Below are 15,657 nucleotides of genomic sequence, written 5' to 3'. Positions count from 1 at the left end.
GCCTGTACTGCTCTTATTTAACGGGAAGAGTCTTCGGGCGCCAGCTCTCGCGGCGGCCCTCGAACTCCGTGATTCGCGCTTCGTCGCGCAGGGTGAGCCCGATGTCGTCGAGGCCTTCGAGAAGCCTCCACCGAGTGTAGTCATCGATCTCGAAGGGCACGGTGAGCGCCCCCGCGGTCACCGTCTTGGCTGGAAGATCGACCGTGACCTCGAGCCCTGGCTGCGCGTCGATCAGCGCCCAGATCTTCTCGATGTCTGCTTCAGCGAGCTGGGCCGCAAGCAGCCCCTGCTTGCCCGAGTTGCCTCGGAAGATGTCGCCGAACCGAGCGCTGAGCACGGCCTTGAACCCGTAGTCGCGCAGCGCCCAGACGGCGTGCTCGCGCGAGGAGCCGGTTCCGAAGTCGGGCCCGGCGACGAGAACGGAGCCCGACCTGAAGGGCTCTCTGTTGAGCACGAACTCGGGGTCTTGACGCCAGCCGTAGAACAGCGCGTCTTCGAAGCCGGTCTTGGTGACGCGCTTGAGGAACACGGCGGGGATGATCTGGTCGGTGTCGATGTTCGATCGCTCGAGCGGCACGGCGACGCCGGTGATGACAGAAACCTTTTCCATTACTTGCCTCCTGCGTTCACGAGCCGGGCGTCGTCGACGGCGAGATCCCATGGACTCGACAGGGTTCCACGCACCGCCGTGGCAGCAGCGACGAGGGGGGAGACGAGGTGCGTGCGACCGCCCTTGCCCTGGCGACCTTCGAAGTTGCGATTCGAGGTCGACGCGCAACGCTCTCCGGGTTCGAGCTGGTCGGGGTTCATTCCGAGACACATCGAGCAGCCGGCGAAGCGCCAGTCGGCGCCGAAGTCCTTGAACACCTTGTCGAGCCCCTCGGCCTCGGCTTCGATGCGAACGCGAGCGGACCCAGGCACGACCATGACGCGCACGTTCTCGGCCTTGGTGCGGCCCCGGATGATGTCGGCGGCTGCGCGGAGATCTTCGATGCGCGAGTTGGTGCACGAGCCGATGAAGACGGTGTCGACCGCGATGTCCTTCATCGGGGTTCCCGCTTCGAGAGCCATGTACTCGAGCGCACGCTCTGCCGCGGCGCGCTCGTTGGGGTCGATGATCACCGAGGGGTCGGGCACGGGCTGCGAGAGGGAGACACCCTGGCCGGGGTTGGTTCCCCAGGTGACGAACGGCTCGAGCTCGTTCGCATCGAGGAACACCTCGGCATCGAAGACGGCGTCGTCGTCGGAGCGCAGCGTCTTCCAGTATTCGACGGCAGCATCCCAGTCGTCGCCCTCGGGCGCGTGCGGCCTTCCCTTGAGGTACTCGAAGGTGGTCTCGTCGGGGGCGACCATGCCGGCGCGAGCACCGGCCTCGATCGACATGTTGCAGATCGTCATGCGGCCCTCCATCGAGAGCGAGCGAATAGCGGAGCCGCGGTACTCGAGCACGTAGCCCTGGCCGCCTCCCGTCGAGATCTTGGCGATGACGGCGAGGATGATGTCTTTGGCGGTCACACCCGGGCGCAGTTCGCCCTCGACGGTGATGGCCATGGTCTTGAAAGCCTTGAGCGGGAGCGTCTGCGTGGCCATGACGTGCTCGACCTCGCTGGTGCCGATGCCGAACGCCATCGCACCGAATGCGCCGTGCGTGCTCGTGTGCGAATCGCCGCACACCACCGTGATGCCCGGCATGGTGAGGCCGAGCTGCGGGCCTACCACATGCACGATCCCCTGCTCGACGTCGCCGAGCGAGTGCAGCCGGATGCCGAATTCCTTGGCGTTGCGACGCAGCGTCTCGATCTGCGTGCGGCTGGTGAGGTCGGCGATGGGCTTGTCGATCGCCGCCGTCGGGGTGTTGTGGTCTTCGGTCGCGATCGTGAGATCAGGACGTCGGACGGGCCGGCCCGCGACCCGGAGGCCGTCGAAGGCCTGAGGACTCGTTACCTCGTGCACCAGGTGGAGGTCGATGTAGATGAGGTCGGGGGTGCCGTTCTCTCCCTCGACAACGAGGTGGTCTTCCCAGACCTTTTCGGCGAGGGTCTTGCCGCGACGCACCGGGGAATCTGTAATCGTCATTAGTGATGCCTTCTCTTATGAATCTGCTTGCGAGAGCCCATGACACACGCCGCGACGAGGTGAGGCCTTAGAACGAGGACTCGTCGCGGCAACCAAGAAGGAGTCGACCAGACAGCATCCGTCAAGGGTAACACCCGCGGTCCTCCCGGGCATTCCCGACCGGTCTAGGCGGCCCGGTGCGCCGCCTATAAGCGGGCTAGCGCTTGTCGGCGTCGGTCGGAGCGTCCTCGAGCTTGGTCGACGACACGCTCTCGCGTCGCATCGCGATGAGGCTCGCGATCGTGGCTACGGCCATTGACCCGATGATGACGATCAGAGAGGTCCAGGTCGAGATGTCGGGCGCCCACTCGATGTGCTGACCGCCGTTGATGAACGGCAGCTCGTTCTCGTGCAGCGCATGCGACACGAGCTTGAACCCGATGAACGCCAGGATGAACGCGATTCCATAGTGCAGGTAGACCAGCTTCTCGAGCAGACCGCCCAGCAGGAAGAACAGCTGACGCAGGCCCATCAGCGCGAAGACGTTAGCGGTGAAGACGATGAACGGGCTCGTCGTGATGCCGAAGATGGCCGGGATCGAATCGAGGGCGAACAGCAGATCGGTGGAGCCGAGCGCGATGAAGACGATGAGCATCGGGGTGAAGATCTTCTTGCCGTCGACGCGGGTGCGCACCTTCGCCCCGTCGAAGTCGTTCGAGATGCTGATGTGGCGACGAAGGAAGCGGATCAGTCGGCTCTCGCCGGCATCGGCGTCGTCGTGCTTCGAGAACGCCTGCTGCCAGGCCGTGTAGAGAAGGAAGGCGCCGAAGAGGTAGAAGATCCAGCTGAAGTTCTCGATGAGCTGGGCGCCGAGCAGAATGAAGATGCCGCGCAGAACGAGGGCGATGAGGATGCCCACCATCAGCGCTTCCTGCTGCAGGTGCTTGGGCACCTTGAACCGCGCCATGATGATGATGAAGACGAAGAGGTTGTCGATCGAGAGGCTGTACTCCGTGAGCCACCCGGCGAGGAACTGCCCGGCATGCTCACCGTCGGCGAAGATCAGCATCAGCAGCGCGAACACCAGCGCGAGACCGATGTAGAACACGACCCATAGCGTCGATTCCTTGGCCGAGGGAATGTGCGGACGCTTGAGCACCAGCAGCAGGTCGACGACGAGGATCAGCGTCAGGATGACGAGCGACGAGATTTCGAACCAGATGGGCAGGTTCAGAGCTTCGGGCATGTGAGGGATGAGACCTTTCGGGATGGCGGGTACGCCGAGCGACCGAAAGTCTCTCCCGCGCGAACTCGAACCTGTCGGTCACGCCACCGCAACGGACCCGCGGCGATGGGGATCGTACTGACGACTGCGATGAAGGTGGGATACTCCCCTTCTGCAGGCGATGTTACAGGATCCTGACGCTATGATTCCGCCGAGACCGACTTTCAGGAGACCCCTTGGCCAGCAGACCGCAGACCACCGCCGTACCGTCCCAGCGCCAGTACCGACCGCAGACAGCGTGGGTCAAATCGGTGGGGTACCTGATCTTCTTCAGCCGCTGGCTGCAGGCCCCGCTGTATCTCGGACTGATCATCGCGCAGCTCGTCTACGTCGTGGTCTTCGTCATCGAACTCGTGCACCTCATCGAGACCGTACTGAAAGACCCTCTGCACATCGAGGAGTCGGTCATCATGCTCTCGGTTCTCGGGCTGATCGACGTGGTCATGATCGCCAACCTGCTGATCATGGTGATCATCGGCGGCTACGAGACATTCGTCTCGAAGATCGATATTGAGGGGCATCCCGACCAGCCCGAGTGGCTCTCGCACGTCAACGCGAACGTGCTCAAGGTCAAACTCGCCATGGCCATCATCGGCATCTCGTCGATCCACCTGCTGAAGACGTTCATCGAGGTGGGCGACCTCGGAGCCCCGGGCAGCAACAACGAAGAGGAGAGCCTCACCGGCGACGTCTACACGGGCGACGGCGTGTTCTGGCAGGTCATCATCCACACCGTCTTCATCCTGTCGGCGATCGCCCTGGCCCTGATCGACCGCATGTCGCAGAACCACGGCGCGTCGGCTCGGAGCCTCACGCACAAGCCGTCCGACCAGGTCGTTGATCCCATCGATCCTTCCCCGGTTCCCCAGGGAGCTGTCGCGGTGTCGGGCTACATCATCGACGGCAAGTTCGTCGAGCAGCGCTAGCTACCCGACGAACCTGCCCTCGACGGCCGTTTCAGACGGCTACTTGCCCAGATCGGCGAGCAGGGATGCGCGCACCTCGTCGAGACGTCGAGCGAAGGCGGCCGCGGTTCCGGTCGGCACGGGGCCGCGGGCACCGCTCGCCCGGAGCGCGGTGCGCACGGACTGGCGGAACTCGGCCAGCGCGATGTCGACGTCGCGGATCTCGTCTCGACTCGCATCCCGTGACGCCTCGGCGCTCGCCGGCGTCTCATCCGTCGCACGAGTCCCGTCACCATCGAGGGTGTCGCTCTTCGCGTTCCGGGTGGGCGCATCCTGCGTGGGATCGAACGCGAACCACGACGAGTACGACTGACTCGTGGCGTCGGTCGCCTCGCGCGCCTGTCGAGCTGCGGATGCCAGGTCGGCACGCAGGCTCTTCATGGCCTCGCCCACTCCGGAGCGCACCTCATCGGCGAGCCGACGCACACTGTCGGTGAGGTCGTTCTCGATCGACGTGAGTTCGCTCTCGCGTGCGTCGAGCTCGGCGCGCCCCGCCTCGGTGATCTCGTAGACGGTCTTGCGACCGTCGGCGGTCTTCGTGACGAGACCCTCGTCTTCGAGCTTCGCGAGTCGCGGGTAGATCGTGCCCGCGCTGGGCGCGTAGGTGCCGCCGAAGCGTTCGCTGAGCGCCTGGATCAATTCGTAGCCGTGCTTGGGCGACTCGTCGAGCAGCTTGAGCAGGTAGAGGCGAAGGTGGCCGTGGCCGAAGATGGGGGTCACAGGGATTCCCCCTCCGGTGCATCGAACGGAGCGGCGTCGGAGACGGGGGCGTCGTAGACACCGGTGCTCGGAGCCGTGGAGGCTCCCACCGTCGCGCGTCGCACCGAGGTGATGTCGCCCGACACCGAGTTGGCGCGAACCTCGACCCACTTGCCGTCGAGTGTTCCCGCGGTGTGATTGAACCCGCGGCCGCGCGTGCCCCGCGTCGTGGTCGAGTCGACCTGCAGCGTGCCGCTGACGCTGTTGAGCGTGAAGCGTGCCGCTGTCTCTTGATCGAGTCGAATGGTGAGGTCTCCGCTCACGGTGTTGTTGCTGATCTCCTCGGGAACGCCCGTGAGATCGAGGAATACGGCGCCCGAGACTCCGTCTGCCGAGAACTTGCGCAGCGCCCCGGTGACGGTGATGTCACCCGTGACGGTGTGCGCGTTCAGCACACCCTGCTGGTCACTGACCGAGATCTCTCCATTGACGGTGTTGATGTCGAGGTCGCCGACGATGTCATCGATCACGATGTCACCCGAGACCGAGTTGATGCGAGCGTCGGTGCGCAGACCGGAGATGAGCGCACCGGCGTTGACGACGCCGAACTTCAGCTTCGAGTCGCGCGGAATCATGATGCCGATGTCGGCCTTAGCGGTGCCCTTGAACGACTTGAAGACGTCGATGAAGTTGTCCCAGCGCAGCTGCGGGTGGTCGATCTCGAGCACATCGCCGTCGATCGAGACCTTCAGGTCTTTGCCCGAGACCGAATGCACCTCGACTCGAGCGCCGGGCTCGTCGTGGGCGATGACATCGATCTTGCCGCCGATGAGGCTGATCTTGACGGAGCGAACGAGTTCGAGGTCGATGACCTTGGGGCCGGTGACGACCCACTTCTCGATGGCCATGAATATCTCCTTGGTGTCTGTAACGCGATATATCGTGTTGAGTGACATCAAGATATATCGCGATACAAGATCAAGTCAAGTTATATCTCGACTTGGATGCCTCCGGCCGCGTTAACGACGAAGCGCCCCGACCACAAGGGGTCGGGGCGCTTCGAACGTTGTGTGGCGCGTTATGCGCGGCTGCGGCTTCCGCGACCCACGATGAGGCCGTAGATCAGAAGAACGACGATCGAGCCGACGATGGCGATGAGCCACGACTCGATGCTGAAGAATCCGTCGTAGCCGACGCCGAAGACCGCTCCACCGATCCAGCCGCCGACAAGGGCACCCACAACACCGAGGATGAGGGTTACAACCCATCCGCCGCCCTGCTTGCCCGGGAGGATCGCCTTGGCGATGGCTCCGGCGATGAGACCGAGAAGAAGAAAACCGAGAAAGCTCATGACTGTCTCTCCAATGCGCTGTGTATTGCAATAGACGGATTTCGACTACTGCAGCCAAGACACTAGCGGTCGTGCCTACTTTGGGGCACAGGGGTTGACATTAGGCACTTTCGTCCGGCTACTTCTCAGCCTTCCACCCCAGGAGGGGTGCGAGAATGCCCGCGATGTCCGTGAGGATCTGAACGTAGTCCTCGTGCTCGAGCGTGAAGGGCAAGGCGAAGACCACCTCGTCGACCGCCTGGAAGCCGGCGTGAGCGCGCAGCGCGTCGGCGATCTCCGCCGACGATCCCACGAGATCCGGTGCGAAGAGCATGCGCTGCGGCCCTTGCGGCGCCGTCGTGCGAGCAAATCGACGCTCGGCGAATGCCCGGTACTTCGCGGCCTGCTCGGGCGTGGCGGAGTCAGTGGGGATGACGACGAGCCCCTGCGACGCTCGAGCCGCCTGCCCCAGCGGGTGGCGATCGCGGAAGAGATCGATCTGCGCACGCTGGATGCGGGCGAAGTCGTCGTCCTCCTCCGCCCGGACGACGCTGCTGCTCAGCAGGTTGAGTCCGCGCTCCCCCGCCCATGCGGCAGACGACAGACCGGCCGCGCCGTACCAGACCCTGTCGGCTAGCCCGGGCGAGTGCGGCTGAATGCGCGTCGAGTACGCCTCGATGCCCTCGGTTCCCTCGAAGGTGCTCACGGCACCTCCGCGCAGGTTGTGCAGCAGACGGTCGACCCGCTCGGTCGTGAAGTTCTCTGTCTGCCACGAGTCCGGGTAGAGGTGCTCTTTGATGTCGTCGAAGTGCGTGGGGACCCCGACACTGACTCCCGGGTTGAGTCGACCGCGGCTCAGAACGTCGACCGTCGCGAGGTCCTCGGCGAGACGAAAAGGATTCTCGAGTCCGAGTGGGATGACCGCTGTTCCCAGCTCGATGCGGCTCGTTCGCTGGCTGGCCGCGGCGAGCACCGCGACGGGCGACGAGATCCCGTGCTGCAGATGCCGGTCGCGAAGCCAGGCGCTGTCGAAGCCCAACCGCTCCCCCAGCTCGATGATCTGCAGAGTGCTCTCGTGCCCTCCGAACGGGTCGGCCTCGTCGAAGAAGCCGATCGTCAGAAATCCGAGGCTCTTGAGATCGCGCGGGCTGTCTGTGCTCATGCCTTCACAGTACCGAGCGCAGCCCGCGCGTCCGCAACGAAAAAGCCCGGCGCCCTTCGTGAGAAGGGAACCGGGCTGTCTGTGACCCCAACCGGATTCGAACCGGTGCTGCCGCCGTGAGAGGGCGGTGTCCTAGGCCGCTAAACGATGGGGCCGTCTGCAACTCAACGAGTATGCCATACGACCCGCCCTCAATGCCAATCGGCTCAGGCGAGCACGCGGAGCGCCCCGGGGACGACCTCGACGTCGACCGGCAGAGCCCCCACCCGCTCTCCGTCTGCGTAGGCGATCACGCCGTCGGCGTCGATGCGCACGCGCGACACCCTCGAGATGTCGACGATGTCGAGCCCGGTGTGGCTGCCGGAGAAGACCTTGGGGAACAGCCGCAGAAAACGCACCCGCGACAGGGCCCCCACCCGGAACAGATCGAGCAATCCGTCGTCGAGCACGGCGTCGGGCGTGACCGTCATGCCGCCGCCGAGCGAGCGATTGTTCGCCACGGCGATCAGAGAGGCGCTCACGGTCGACGATGCACCGTCGACGGTGAGCTCGTAGCTGCGGGCGCGCAGGGTCGCGAGCTCGGCCAGCAATGCGATCACGTAGCGGCTGGCCCCGCGCGGTCGGTTCATGCGATTGGCCCGTTCGTTCACGAGGGCGTCGAAACCTGCCGACAGCACTCCCCCGAACCAGGTCGAGCCGCCCTCGTGATGAACGCGGCCGGCATCGATGGTGCGCGGTCCCGAGACCAGAGCGGTGCGCAGAACAGCCATGGCGTCGTCGAGCGAATCCAGCGGGATGCCGAGGCCCCGGGCCATGTCATTGCCCGTGCCGGACGGGATGATTCCGAAAGGAATCCCGGTTTGCGCCGTCGCGTTGACCGCCAGGCTCACCATGCCGTCGCCGCCGACCACGACGAGCGCGTCTGCGGGGGCCGGGCCACCGGCATCCAGAGCCTGCAGAACGGCCGCGGCGAGAGAGCCGAAATCGGGCTGGGTCAGGGCGGTCACATGGTGGCCGTCTGCGACGAGCGCGTCGACGACGCGTGGGCCGGTCGCGCTGCGCGAACCGAAGGAAGCTGAGGGGTTGATCGCGACGATGATCCGCTTCGGCGAGGTGCGCATGATGTGTTGATTATGGCCTACAGGCAATGCCCAATGCCGATCACGCCATGAGTTCTACTCTGATGAAATGAGACTCACCAAACTCGAGCACGCCGCGTTGATCATCGAGCAGTCGGGAAAGAAACTGTTCGTCGATCCGGGTTCGTTCACCACCGCGATCACCGAAGCCGCGGGCGCTGTCGCGGTCGTCATCACCCACGAGCACCCCGACCACTGGACCCCCGAGCAGCTGACGCGCCTCGTCGACCGCGCACCGGACATCAAGATCTTCGGCCCGCAGGGCGTTGCGGATGCCGCCGGCGGGTTTCCGGTCACCGTCGTGAAGGCGGGCGACGAGATCTCGGAAGCCCCATTCACTCTGCGGTTCTTCGGCGAGAAGCACGCGGTGATCCACGAGTCGATTCCGGTGATCGACAACGTCGGGGTGCTCATCAACGGATCGGTGTACTACGGCGGCGACTCGTACACGGTGCCCGAGGGCGTCGAGGTCGACGTTCTGGCGGCGCCCATCGGAGCCCCGTGGCTGAAGATCAGCGAGTCGATGGACTACGTGCTCACTATCAAGCCGAAGCGCAGCTTCCCCACCCACGAGATGACTCTCTCGAAGGCGGGAAAGGCCATGACGGGCGACCGCATCAAGTGGGCCACCGAGCAGAACGGCGGAGAGTACTTCGCGCTGGAGCCCGGTGACTCACTCGACGTGTAGCGGCCGGCCGCTCAGTCGAAGCGGGGCTTGCGTCGCTCGTCGTCGCCGAAGACCTCTTCGGCGATCAACTCGGTGTTGACCAGCGGACGACGGTCGTCGGGGGCCTCTCGACCCGGCTCGTCTTCTTCGCGCGTCGCGTCGAGGTGTGAGTCGACATCGGGATCGGCGTCGAGCTGCTCGTCGTTGTTGTGCGTCTCGCCGTGACGGCGGTCGACGTCTTCGACGATGCCGTTGGTCTGATCGAACGGATGCGCGACCTCGTCGAGCGCGCTGCGATTCGGTTCCTGACGCGCGTCGTCGGCGGCGTGACTGTTGGTGTGGTCTGTCGTATTCATGGCGGCGACGATACGCCCGCCCGAACCGGCTCGATAGGGCTTGAAAAACACCGAGATACGGGAGTGCGCAGATGGGAATCCTCACGGGCCCTTGTGTGTTATCTCTAGCGAGTCGTGAGAACGGCTGTAGATGGAGGCACAGTGACCAGACCAATAGAAGAGATTGAAGATGAGACCGGCGTCGTCACGAAGTACCGGCGGCACCTGAACGGACGCGGGCGCGTGGCGTCCAAAGCCAAGGTCCACCCGAGCGCATTCATCGAGTCGTCGGCCTATGTCGAGTCGGATGCCCAGGTCGGCCAGAACACCTGGATCGGCGCGGGCAGCTGGGTCGACCGGGGCGCGGTGCTGAGCGACGGCGTGTTCGTCGGAGCCAATGTGCACATCGGTCGCGGTGTGCTCGTCGGTCGAGGAGCCAGGCTCGGCAGCAACTCCCGCATCGAAGCCGACGTTCGCATCGGAGACGAGACGCGCGTCGAGCGCGACACCCGCGTGGTCGAAGACCTCGGCTGGAGCGAACGCCGCCGCACGTCACCCGCAGATGGGTTCGCCAAGGCCGCCTGACGGCCCTCGACCCTGTCGCGACGACGCCGCCGAACCTCAACCGGTCGCAGCCACCTCAATGGGTGGGTGCGGCCGGTTTGTGCGTGAAGCCGCCGCGTCGGCACGAGCTATCCGCTCGATCTTCGACAGCCAGCCGGCCCTCAGCTCTTCTGTAGATCCTTTGACCGGTCCGATCCGGGTGGCTTTCACACGAGAGATGCCACAGAAGCGCAGTGTCGTCTGCCGCACGTGCCGCATCGTGGTGTCACCCGCGAGCCGCAAGTACCACCACGGCGAGTCCATCGTCACGATGACGCGCCCGGTCCTGCCCGAGAGCAGCCCCTCGGGCAGGCCGTTCGCCTTCACTCGATAGGCCCGCTTCGGCAGCAGCAGTCGATCGAAGAACCCCTTCAACAGCGCGGGCACCGACCCCCACCAGACCGGCGTCACCACCACGACGTGCCGCGCCTCGAGGAGTCGCTGCCACGCGAGCTGCAGGTCGGGTTCCAGCTCCTGCCTCTTCGTGTAGCCGAAGCGCATGTTCTGATCGAACTCGAGGTCGCGCAACGCGAGCACGAGCGCGTCGCCGTGCGCGTCGGCGTAGCGGATGGCGATGGCGGCGCAGAGAGAGTGGGGATTCGGATGTCCGTCGATGACGAGGGCGTTCATGGGTGTCCTTTTCTGACGTCTTCTGGGGTGGGGGGCAGAACTGACCAATCTGGCCAGTGCCCACAATCTGGACACTGCCAACATTTGTCGATCTCGACCGTAGGATAGGATCTTGCTCGTGTCAAGATCTGCCGATGCCTACCACCACGGAAGCCTCAAGCCGGCCCTGGAGGACGCAGCGCTCGACCTCCTGCGCACGACCGCCCACACCGATCTGAGTCTGCGCGAAGTCGCCCGCACCGCCGGCGTCAGCCACAACGCGCCCTACCATCACTTCGGAGATCGATCGGCGCTGCTGAAACGCCTGAGCGAGCGGAGCATGTCGGAGTTGCTCGATGCACTCGTCGCCGCGTCGCCGACCGGAGCCGCGCCGCATACTGCGCGCGCCCAACTCGTGGCCGTCGGCGCGGCATATGTCGGCTACGCCGCCGCGTACCCGGAGCGGTTCCGGATCATCTACGACCCCTCCGTGTGCGTACCGGGGGCGCCTTCGGCCGAGATGGCCCCTCTCATCTCCGCAGTCGAGACCATCCTCATGGAGGCAACGAGGGCGATCTCTCCTGGCGCATCCGATGCAACTCTCAGGGCACTGACAACGGGAGTGTGGGGTACTGTGCATGGCCTCGCGGAACTCGTGATCGCCGGCCACATCACCGCCGAGGAGGCCGAGCCCGCACTGGTCGCCCTGTTCGATGCATCTCGCCTCTAGGCTTGTGCCCGTGACCACTGCCACCGTCGGCATCATGCTGCCTCGCGACCTCCCCGCCCACCAGATCGTGCCCTTCGTGCAGAAGGCCGAAGAACTCGGCTTCGACGAACTCTGGGTGGTCGAAGACTGCTTCTTCCGCGGCGGATTCACCCAGGCCGCCGTCGCACTCGCCTCGACCCAGCGCATCCGGGTGGGAATCGGCATCCTGCCCGCGCCCGTGCGCAACGCGGCATTCACGGCGCTCGAAGCCAACACCCTCGCCGAGATCTACCCCGACCGTCTCATCGTGGGCATCGGGCACGGCATGCCCGACTGGATGCGCCAGGTCGGCGACAAACCGGCGAGCATCCTGACCATGCTCGACGAGCAGCTCTCGGCACTCCGCACACTCCTGGCCGGCGAGCCGCTCGAGGTCGACGGCCGGTATGTGCAGATCCATGGCGCCCAGCTCGCGACTCCCGCTTCGATCGCTCCCCCGGTGCTCGCCGGGGTGCGCGGACCCAAGTCGCTCGCGGTGTCCGGCAGATCCGCCGATGGCACCATTCTGGCCGAGCCGGTCACCCCCGAGTACGTGGTGGCGGCTCTCGCGAATATCGCTGCGGCGGGGCCGCACGCTGTCGTGGCCTACAACGTGGCCGCCGTCGATGACGATGCCTCCGTCGCACGAGACCGCGCGCGGCCGGCCCTCGAGTGGATCGGCGACCCGGATTGGGCGCCGCACATCGAGCCGCTGCCCTTCGCCGACGAGTTCGTCGCGCTGAGGGAACGCTCGGCAACCCGCGCCGAATTCGTCGCAGCGCTTCCCGACGAGTGGGTCGACGCCCTCGCGCTGGTGGGAACCCCCGATCGGGTACGCGAGCGCATCGCCGAACTTCACGCGAGCGGCGTCACCAGCGTCGTCTTCATTCCCGCCGGCGACGACCCGATGGGCCGACTCGACTCGCTCGCCCGCGCGCTCTGATATCGCGGTGACGCCCTCGTCGACCACGATCGATCTTCCCTTCTCTCCGCCTTACGAGCGCGAGAAGGCGCTCGCGCTGATCGCGGCGCACGCCGTTCCCGGATCCGAACGGGTCGACCCCCATGGCCTGTCCGCCACGCGCATCATGAGCGCTCCGAGCGGACCGGTCGCAGTTCGCGTCGAGCTCGGCACCCGGTCGGTGACGACGACCATCTCGAGTGACGAGCCGAACGACGTCGAGGCCGTCGCATCCCTCGTTCGTGCGTGGCTCGACCTCGATCTCGACCCGTCGACGATCACGGATGCCTTCGGCCGCGATCCGCTACTCGGCCCGATGGTCTCGGCCCGGCCCGGCCTGCGGGTGATCGGCCATCCCGACGGGTACGAGGCGGCGATCACCACGGTTCTGGGTCAGCAGGTCTCGCTCCTCTCGGCCCGCACCTTCTCCGGACGGCTCGTCGCGGCATTCGGAGAACCCGGGCCGGATTCGCTACTCATCTTTCCCCGACCCGAGGTGCTCGCCTCGGTACCGACCGATGAACTGCAGCGGGCCATCGGTCTGACCGGGGCACGCACTCGAACACTCCAGGCCGTGGCCCGGGCCTGTGCAGAGGGCCTCGTACTCACCCCGTCTGTCGACCTCGTCGAGACGAGGGTGTCCCTTCTCTCCATCGTCGGAATCGGTCCGTGGACGGCCGACTACCTGGCCGTTCGAGCCCTCGGCGACCGCGATGCGTATCCGGCGGGAGATCTGGTCTTACGCCGAGCGCTCGGTGTGAGCGCGGCCGGCGAGGCCGAACGCCTTGCCGAGCCATGGCGCCCCCTCCGCTCGTATGCACTGATCCACATCTGGACGACGACGGCGTTCTCCTGACTCGCCTGCCGAGAAGGTGAACAACTCGGGCACACAGGCCGCACGCCTTCGCGAGAGGCATGATGGATCCATGACGACCCCCTCGGCGACCTCCGGGTTTCCGCTGCCCCCTCTCACCACACCGGTTCGCACCATCGGCGCCCGCACCATCGACTTCTCCGCCCGCATCGCGGTCATGGCCATCATCAATAGAACGCCCGACAGCTTCTTCGACCGCGGCAAGACCTTCGCCCTCGACCGCGCGATCGAGGCCGCTCTCGCCGCGGCGTCCGCCGGCGCCGACTGGGTCGACATCGGCGGGGTCAAGTTCGCGCCCGGTCCGGAGGTCTCCGCAGCCGACGAGCTCGACCGCGTGCTTCCGGTGGTTCAGGCCGTTGCGGCAGAGTCAGACGTCGTCATCTCGGTCGACACCTTCCGGCCGGAGGTCGCCGAAGCGTGCATCGCCGCAGGCGCGTCGGTCGTCAACGACACCACCGGGTTGCAGAACCCGGCGCTCGCCGAGTTGGCCGCATCCACCGGCGCCACCCTCGTCATCACCCACAGCCTTGCCCAGCCGCGCACCGCCTACGCGGCGCCGCGGTACGACGACGTCGTGCAGAACGTCGTGGACTTTCTGCGCGAGCGCGTCGACCTGGCCATCGGCCTGGGCCTCGACGAGACGCAGATCATCATCGACCCGGGGCACGATCTCAACAAGAACACGCTGCACTCGCTCGAGATCACGCGCCGCTTCGACGAGATCGCCCACATCGGCCTTCCCGCCATCGCGGCCGTGTCGAATAAGGACTTCGTCGGCGAATCGCTGGGTGCAGAACGAGACGACAGGGTCGACGGATCCCTGGCGGCCGCCACCGCCTGCGCGCTGCTCGGCGCCCGGATCGTGAGAATGCACGATGTCGCGCGGTCGGTTCAGGCCATGCGCATGACCGAGAAGATTCTGGGTCTGCGCCAGCCGCAGTATCTGCGACACAACATGGCAGACGTGAATGAGTGATCGACGAGAAGACTGCTGACATGACCGACACCCGCATCACTCTGCTCTCCCCCGGCGCTGCGCCACTCGACGCCGCCGCCCTCGCCTTGGCGTACTCGGTCGCCGATCGCAGCGTTACCACCCTGCGCGTGAACTTCATCACGAGCCTCGACGGCTCCGCCACCGTGAAGGGTCTCTCCGGCGGCCTCGGTGGCCCCGCCGACAAGCTCGTGTTCGACACTCTCCGACGCCTGAGCGACGTGGTTCTCGTCGGCGCCGGAACGGTGCGCAGTGAGGGGTACGGCGCCATGCGCCTGTCGGATGCTGACGTCGAGTGGCGAGAGGCGCGCGGCTTGGCCGCGCAGCCGGCTTTCGCGCTCGTCTCCGGTCGACTCGATCTCGACCCGACGAGCGACGTCTTCGCGAAGGCTCCCGTTCGACCGCTGGTCCTGACCTCGGCTTCGGCCCCGGCCGGTGCGCGAACGGCGCTCGGCCGCGTAGCCGATGTGATCTCGTGCGGAGACGACCAGGTCGAACCGCAGCGCATCGTCGACACCCTCGTCGAGCGCGGGCTCACTCAGATTCTCTGCGAGGGCGGTCCGAGCCTGTTCGGCACGTTCATCGCAGCCGACCTCGTCGACGAGCTGTGCCTGACCGTCAGCCCTCTTCTGGAGGGCGGGGCCGGCATCCGGATCTCACACGGCGAGAGCGACGCGGCTCGCCGGATGCGACTCGTGCACGTGCTCGAATCCGACGGGCTGCTCCTGACGCGCTATGCGCGCCGACGCTGACTCACACGCGCCTCACGACTGAGGCGTCGGCTCCTCGGGCGAACCGCCGATGTTGACCATCCAGCTCACGCCGAAGCGATCGCGGAGCTGACCGAAGCTGTCGCCCCACGGCGCCTTCTCGAGCGGCACGAAGATGGACGCGCCCTCGCTGAGCTTGTTCCAGAAACCCGTCAGTTCGTCGACGTCTCGCCCACTGAGCGAGACCGAGTAGTTGTCACCCGGGGTGAACGGCATGCTGTTCGGGGTGTCGGCCGCCATGAAGATGAGCCCACCCGGCGCGACGAGCTGGGCGTGCATGATCTTGTCGGCCTCAGACGGATCTTCGTTCATACCGAAGTCCGCATAGCGGCTCATGGTGAGTTCTCCTCCGAAGACCGAGTGATAGAACTCCATCGCCTCTTTCGTATTGTCGCGAAAACCGAGGTAGGGGGTGAGGATCGATGGCATCTGAGTCTCCTTCGTGGAACGCCGATATTCCT

19 protein-coding genes and 1 tRNA gene are annotated in these 15,657 nt (G+C 65.7%); 8 read left to right on the top strand and 12 right to left on the bottom strand.

Annotated features, from left to right (window positions below):
* Positions 1–13: 13 nt before the first annotated feature.
* The 3 genes from leuD to ASF79_RS04125 form a co-directional block, all read right to left on the bottom strand.
* A complete protein-coding gene (gene leuD / locus ASF79_RS04135; protein WP_055775117.1) occupies positions 14–610 on the bottom strand; it encodes a 3-isopropylmalate dehydratase small subunit in 597 nt (198 codons plus the stop codon).
* The gene (gene leuC, locus ASF79_RS04130) at positions 610–2,076 is read right to left on the bottom strand and encodes a 3-isopropylmalate dehydratase large subunit (protein WP_055852168.1); all 1,467 of its coding nucleotides are present in this window, start codon (positions 2,074–2,076) and stop codon (positions 610–612) included. Before leuC ends, leuD begins: the two co-directional genes overlap by 1 nt.
* 196 nt (positions 2,077–2,272) lie before the next feature.
* Positions 2,273–3,301, bottom strand: coding sequence for a TerC/Alx family metal homeostasis membrane protein (locus ASF79_RS04125; RefSeq protein ID WP_055775123.1), 1,029 nt, complete (start codon positions 3,299–3,301; stop codon positions 2,273–2,275).
* Positions 3,302–3,516: 215 nt separating this feature from the next.
* Between ASF79_RS04125 and ASF79_RS04120 the strand changes: the two genes are divergently transcribed.
* Positions 3,517–4,266, top strand: a complete 750-nt coding sequence (locus ASF79_RS04120; protein WP_082495669.1) for a TIGR00645 family protein — start codon at positions 3,517–3,519, stop codon at positions 4,264–4,266.
* Between the two features lie 39 nt (positions 4,267–4,305).
* Here ASF79_RS04120 and ASF79_RS04115 read toward each other — a convergent pair whose 3' ends face one another.
* The 6 genes from ASF79_RS04115 to ASF79_RS04090 all read right to left on the bottom strand — a co-directional run bounded on the left by ASF79_RS04115 (position 4,306) and on the right by ASF79_RS04090 (position 8,617).
* Positions 4,306–5,025, bottom strand: a complete 720-nt coding sequence (locus ASF79_RS04115) for a PadR family transcriptional regulator (RefSeq protein WP_055852167.1) — start codon at positions 5,023–5,025, stop codon at positions 4,306–4,308.
* On the bottom strand, positions 5,022–5,912 hold the full coding sequence (locus ASF79_RS04110; RefSeq protein ID WP_082495668.1) for a DUF4097 family beta strand repeat-containing protein: 891 nt from the start codon (positions 5,910–5,912) through the stop codon (positions 5,022–5,024). Before ASF79_RS04110 ends, ASF79_RS04115 begins: the two co-directional genes overlap by 4 nt.
* Before the next feature lie 170 nt (positions 5,913–6,082).
* Positions 6,083–6,355: a GlsB/YeaQ/YmgE family stress response membrane protein gene (locus tag ASF79_RS04105; RefSeq protein ID WP_055775129.1), complete on the bottom strand. Its 273-nt coding sequence runs from the start codon at positions 6,353–6,355 to the stop codon at positions 6,083–6,085.
* Between the two features lie 118 nt (positions 6,356–6,473).
* On the bottom strand, positions 6,474–7,496 hold the full coding sequence (locus ASF79_RS04100) for an LLM class flavin-dependent oxidoreductase (protein ID WP_055852164.1): 1,023 nt from the start codon (positions 7,494–7,496) through the stop codon (positions 6,474–6,476).
* A gap of 82 nt (positions 7,497–7,578) precedes the next feature.
* Positions 7,579–7,651: transfer RNA gene (locus tag ASF79_RS04095), tRNA-Glu, on the bottom strand.
* 51 nt (positions 7,652–7,702) lie between these two features.
* A complete protein-coding gene (locus ASF79_RS04090) occupies positions 7,703–8,617 on the bottom strand; it encodes a diacylglycerol/lipid kinase family protein (RefSeq protein WP_055852161.1) in 915 nt (304 codons plus the stop codon).
* 67 nt (positions 8,618–8,684) lie between these two features.
* Here ASF79_RS04090 and ASF79_RS04085 point away from each other — a divergent pair, with 67 nt between their 5' ends.
* Positions 8,685–9,323, top strand: coding sequence for an MBL fold metallo-hydrolase (locus ASF79_RS04085; protein WP_055852156.1), 639 nt, complete (start codon positions 8,685–8,687; stop codon positions 9,321–9,323).
* An 11-nt stretch (positions 9,324–9,334) separates the two neighbouring features.
* Here ASF79_RS04085 and ASF79_RS04080 read toward each other — a convergent pair whose 3' ends face one another.
* Positions 9,335–9,658, bottom strand: coding sequence for a hypothetical protein (locus ASF79_RS04080; protein ID WP_055852153.1), 324 nt, complete (start codon positions 9,656–9,658; stop codon positions 9,335–9,337).
* Positions 9,659–9,799: 141 nt separating this feature from the next.
* On the opposite strand from ASF79_RS04080, the gene ASF79_RS04075 reads away from it, so the two are divergent.
* Positions 9,800–10,222, top strand: coding sequence for a DapH/DapD/GlmU-related protein (locus ASF79_RS04075; protein ID WP_181035759.1), 423 nt, complete (start codon positions 9,800–9,802; stop codon positions 10,220–10,222).
* Between the two features lie 36 nt (positions 10,223–10,258).
* On the opposite strand, the gene ASF79_RS17015 is transcribed toward ASF79_RS04075, so the two are convergent.
* Positions 10,259–10,870 carry an NAD(P)H-dependent oxidoreductase gene (locus ASF79_RS17015; RefSeq protein WP_156366153.1) on the bottom strand — a complete coding sequence of 204 codons (612 nt, stop codon included), beginning with the start codon at positions 10,868–10,870 and terminating at the stop codon, positions 10,259–10,261.
* A 118-nt stretch (positions 10,871–10,988) separates the two neighbouring features.
* Between ASF79_RS17015 and ASF79_RS04070 the strand changes: the two genes are divergently transcribed.
* The 5 genes from ASF79_RS04070 (at position 10,989) to ASF79_RS04050 (ending at position 15,178) form a co-directional block, all read left to right on the top strand.
* Complete coding sequence (locus ASF79_RS04070) at positions 10,989–11,579, top strand: TetR/AcrR family transcriptional regulator (protein ID WP_055853128.1); 591 nt, start codon at positions 10,989–10,991, stop codon at positions 11,577–11,579.
* A 10-nt stretch (positions 11,580–11,589) separates the two neighbouring features.
* A complete protein-coding gene (locus ASF79_RS04065) occupies positions 11,590–12,540 on the top strand; it encodes an LLM class flavin-dependent oxidoreductase (RefSeq protein WP_200920076.1) in 951 nt (316 codons plus the stop codon).
* 7 nt (positions 12,541–12,547) lie between these two features.
* On the top strand, positions 12,548–13,414 hold the full coding sequence (locus ASF79_RS04060) for a DNA-3-methyladenine glycosylase family protein (RefSeq protein ID WP_235500621.1): 867 nt from the start codon (positions 12,548–12,550) through the stop codon (positions 13,412–13,414).
* 70 nt (positions 13,415–13,484) lie between these two features.
* Positions 13,485–14,408: a dihydropteroate synthase gene (gene folP, locus ASF79_RS04055; RefSeq protein ID WP_055852147.1), complete on the top strand. Its 924-nt coding sequence runs from the start codon at positions 13,485–13,487 to the stop codon at positions 14,406–14,408.
* 20 nt (positions 14,409–14,428) lie between these two features.
* Positions 14,429–15,178, top strand: a complete 750-nt coding sequence (locus tag ASF79_RS04050) for a pyrimidine reductase family protein (protein WP_055853121.1) — start codon at positions 14,429–14,431, stop codon at positions 15,176–15,178.
* Positions 15,179–15,190: 12 nt separating this feature from the next.
* On the opposite strand, the gene ASF79_RS04045 is transcribed toward ASF79_RS04050, so the two are convergent.
* Positions 15,191–15,625, bottom strand: a complete 435-nt coding sequence (locus tag ASF79_RS04045; RefSeq protein WP_055852144.1) for a VOC family protein — start codon at positions 15,623–15,625, stop codon at positions 15,191–15,193.
* Between the last annotated feature and the right edge of the window lie 32 nt (positions 15,626–15,657).

This window comes from Agreia sp. Leaf335 (genome assembly GCF_001423605.1).
Taxonomy (GTDB): Bacteria; Actinomycetota; Actinomycetes; order Actinomycetales; family Microbacteriaceae; genus Agreia.
Note: the sequence above shows the minus strand (reverse complement) of the source record. Positions and strands in the feature narration are given on the sequence as shown.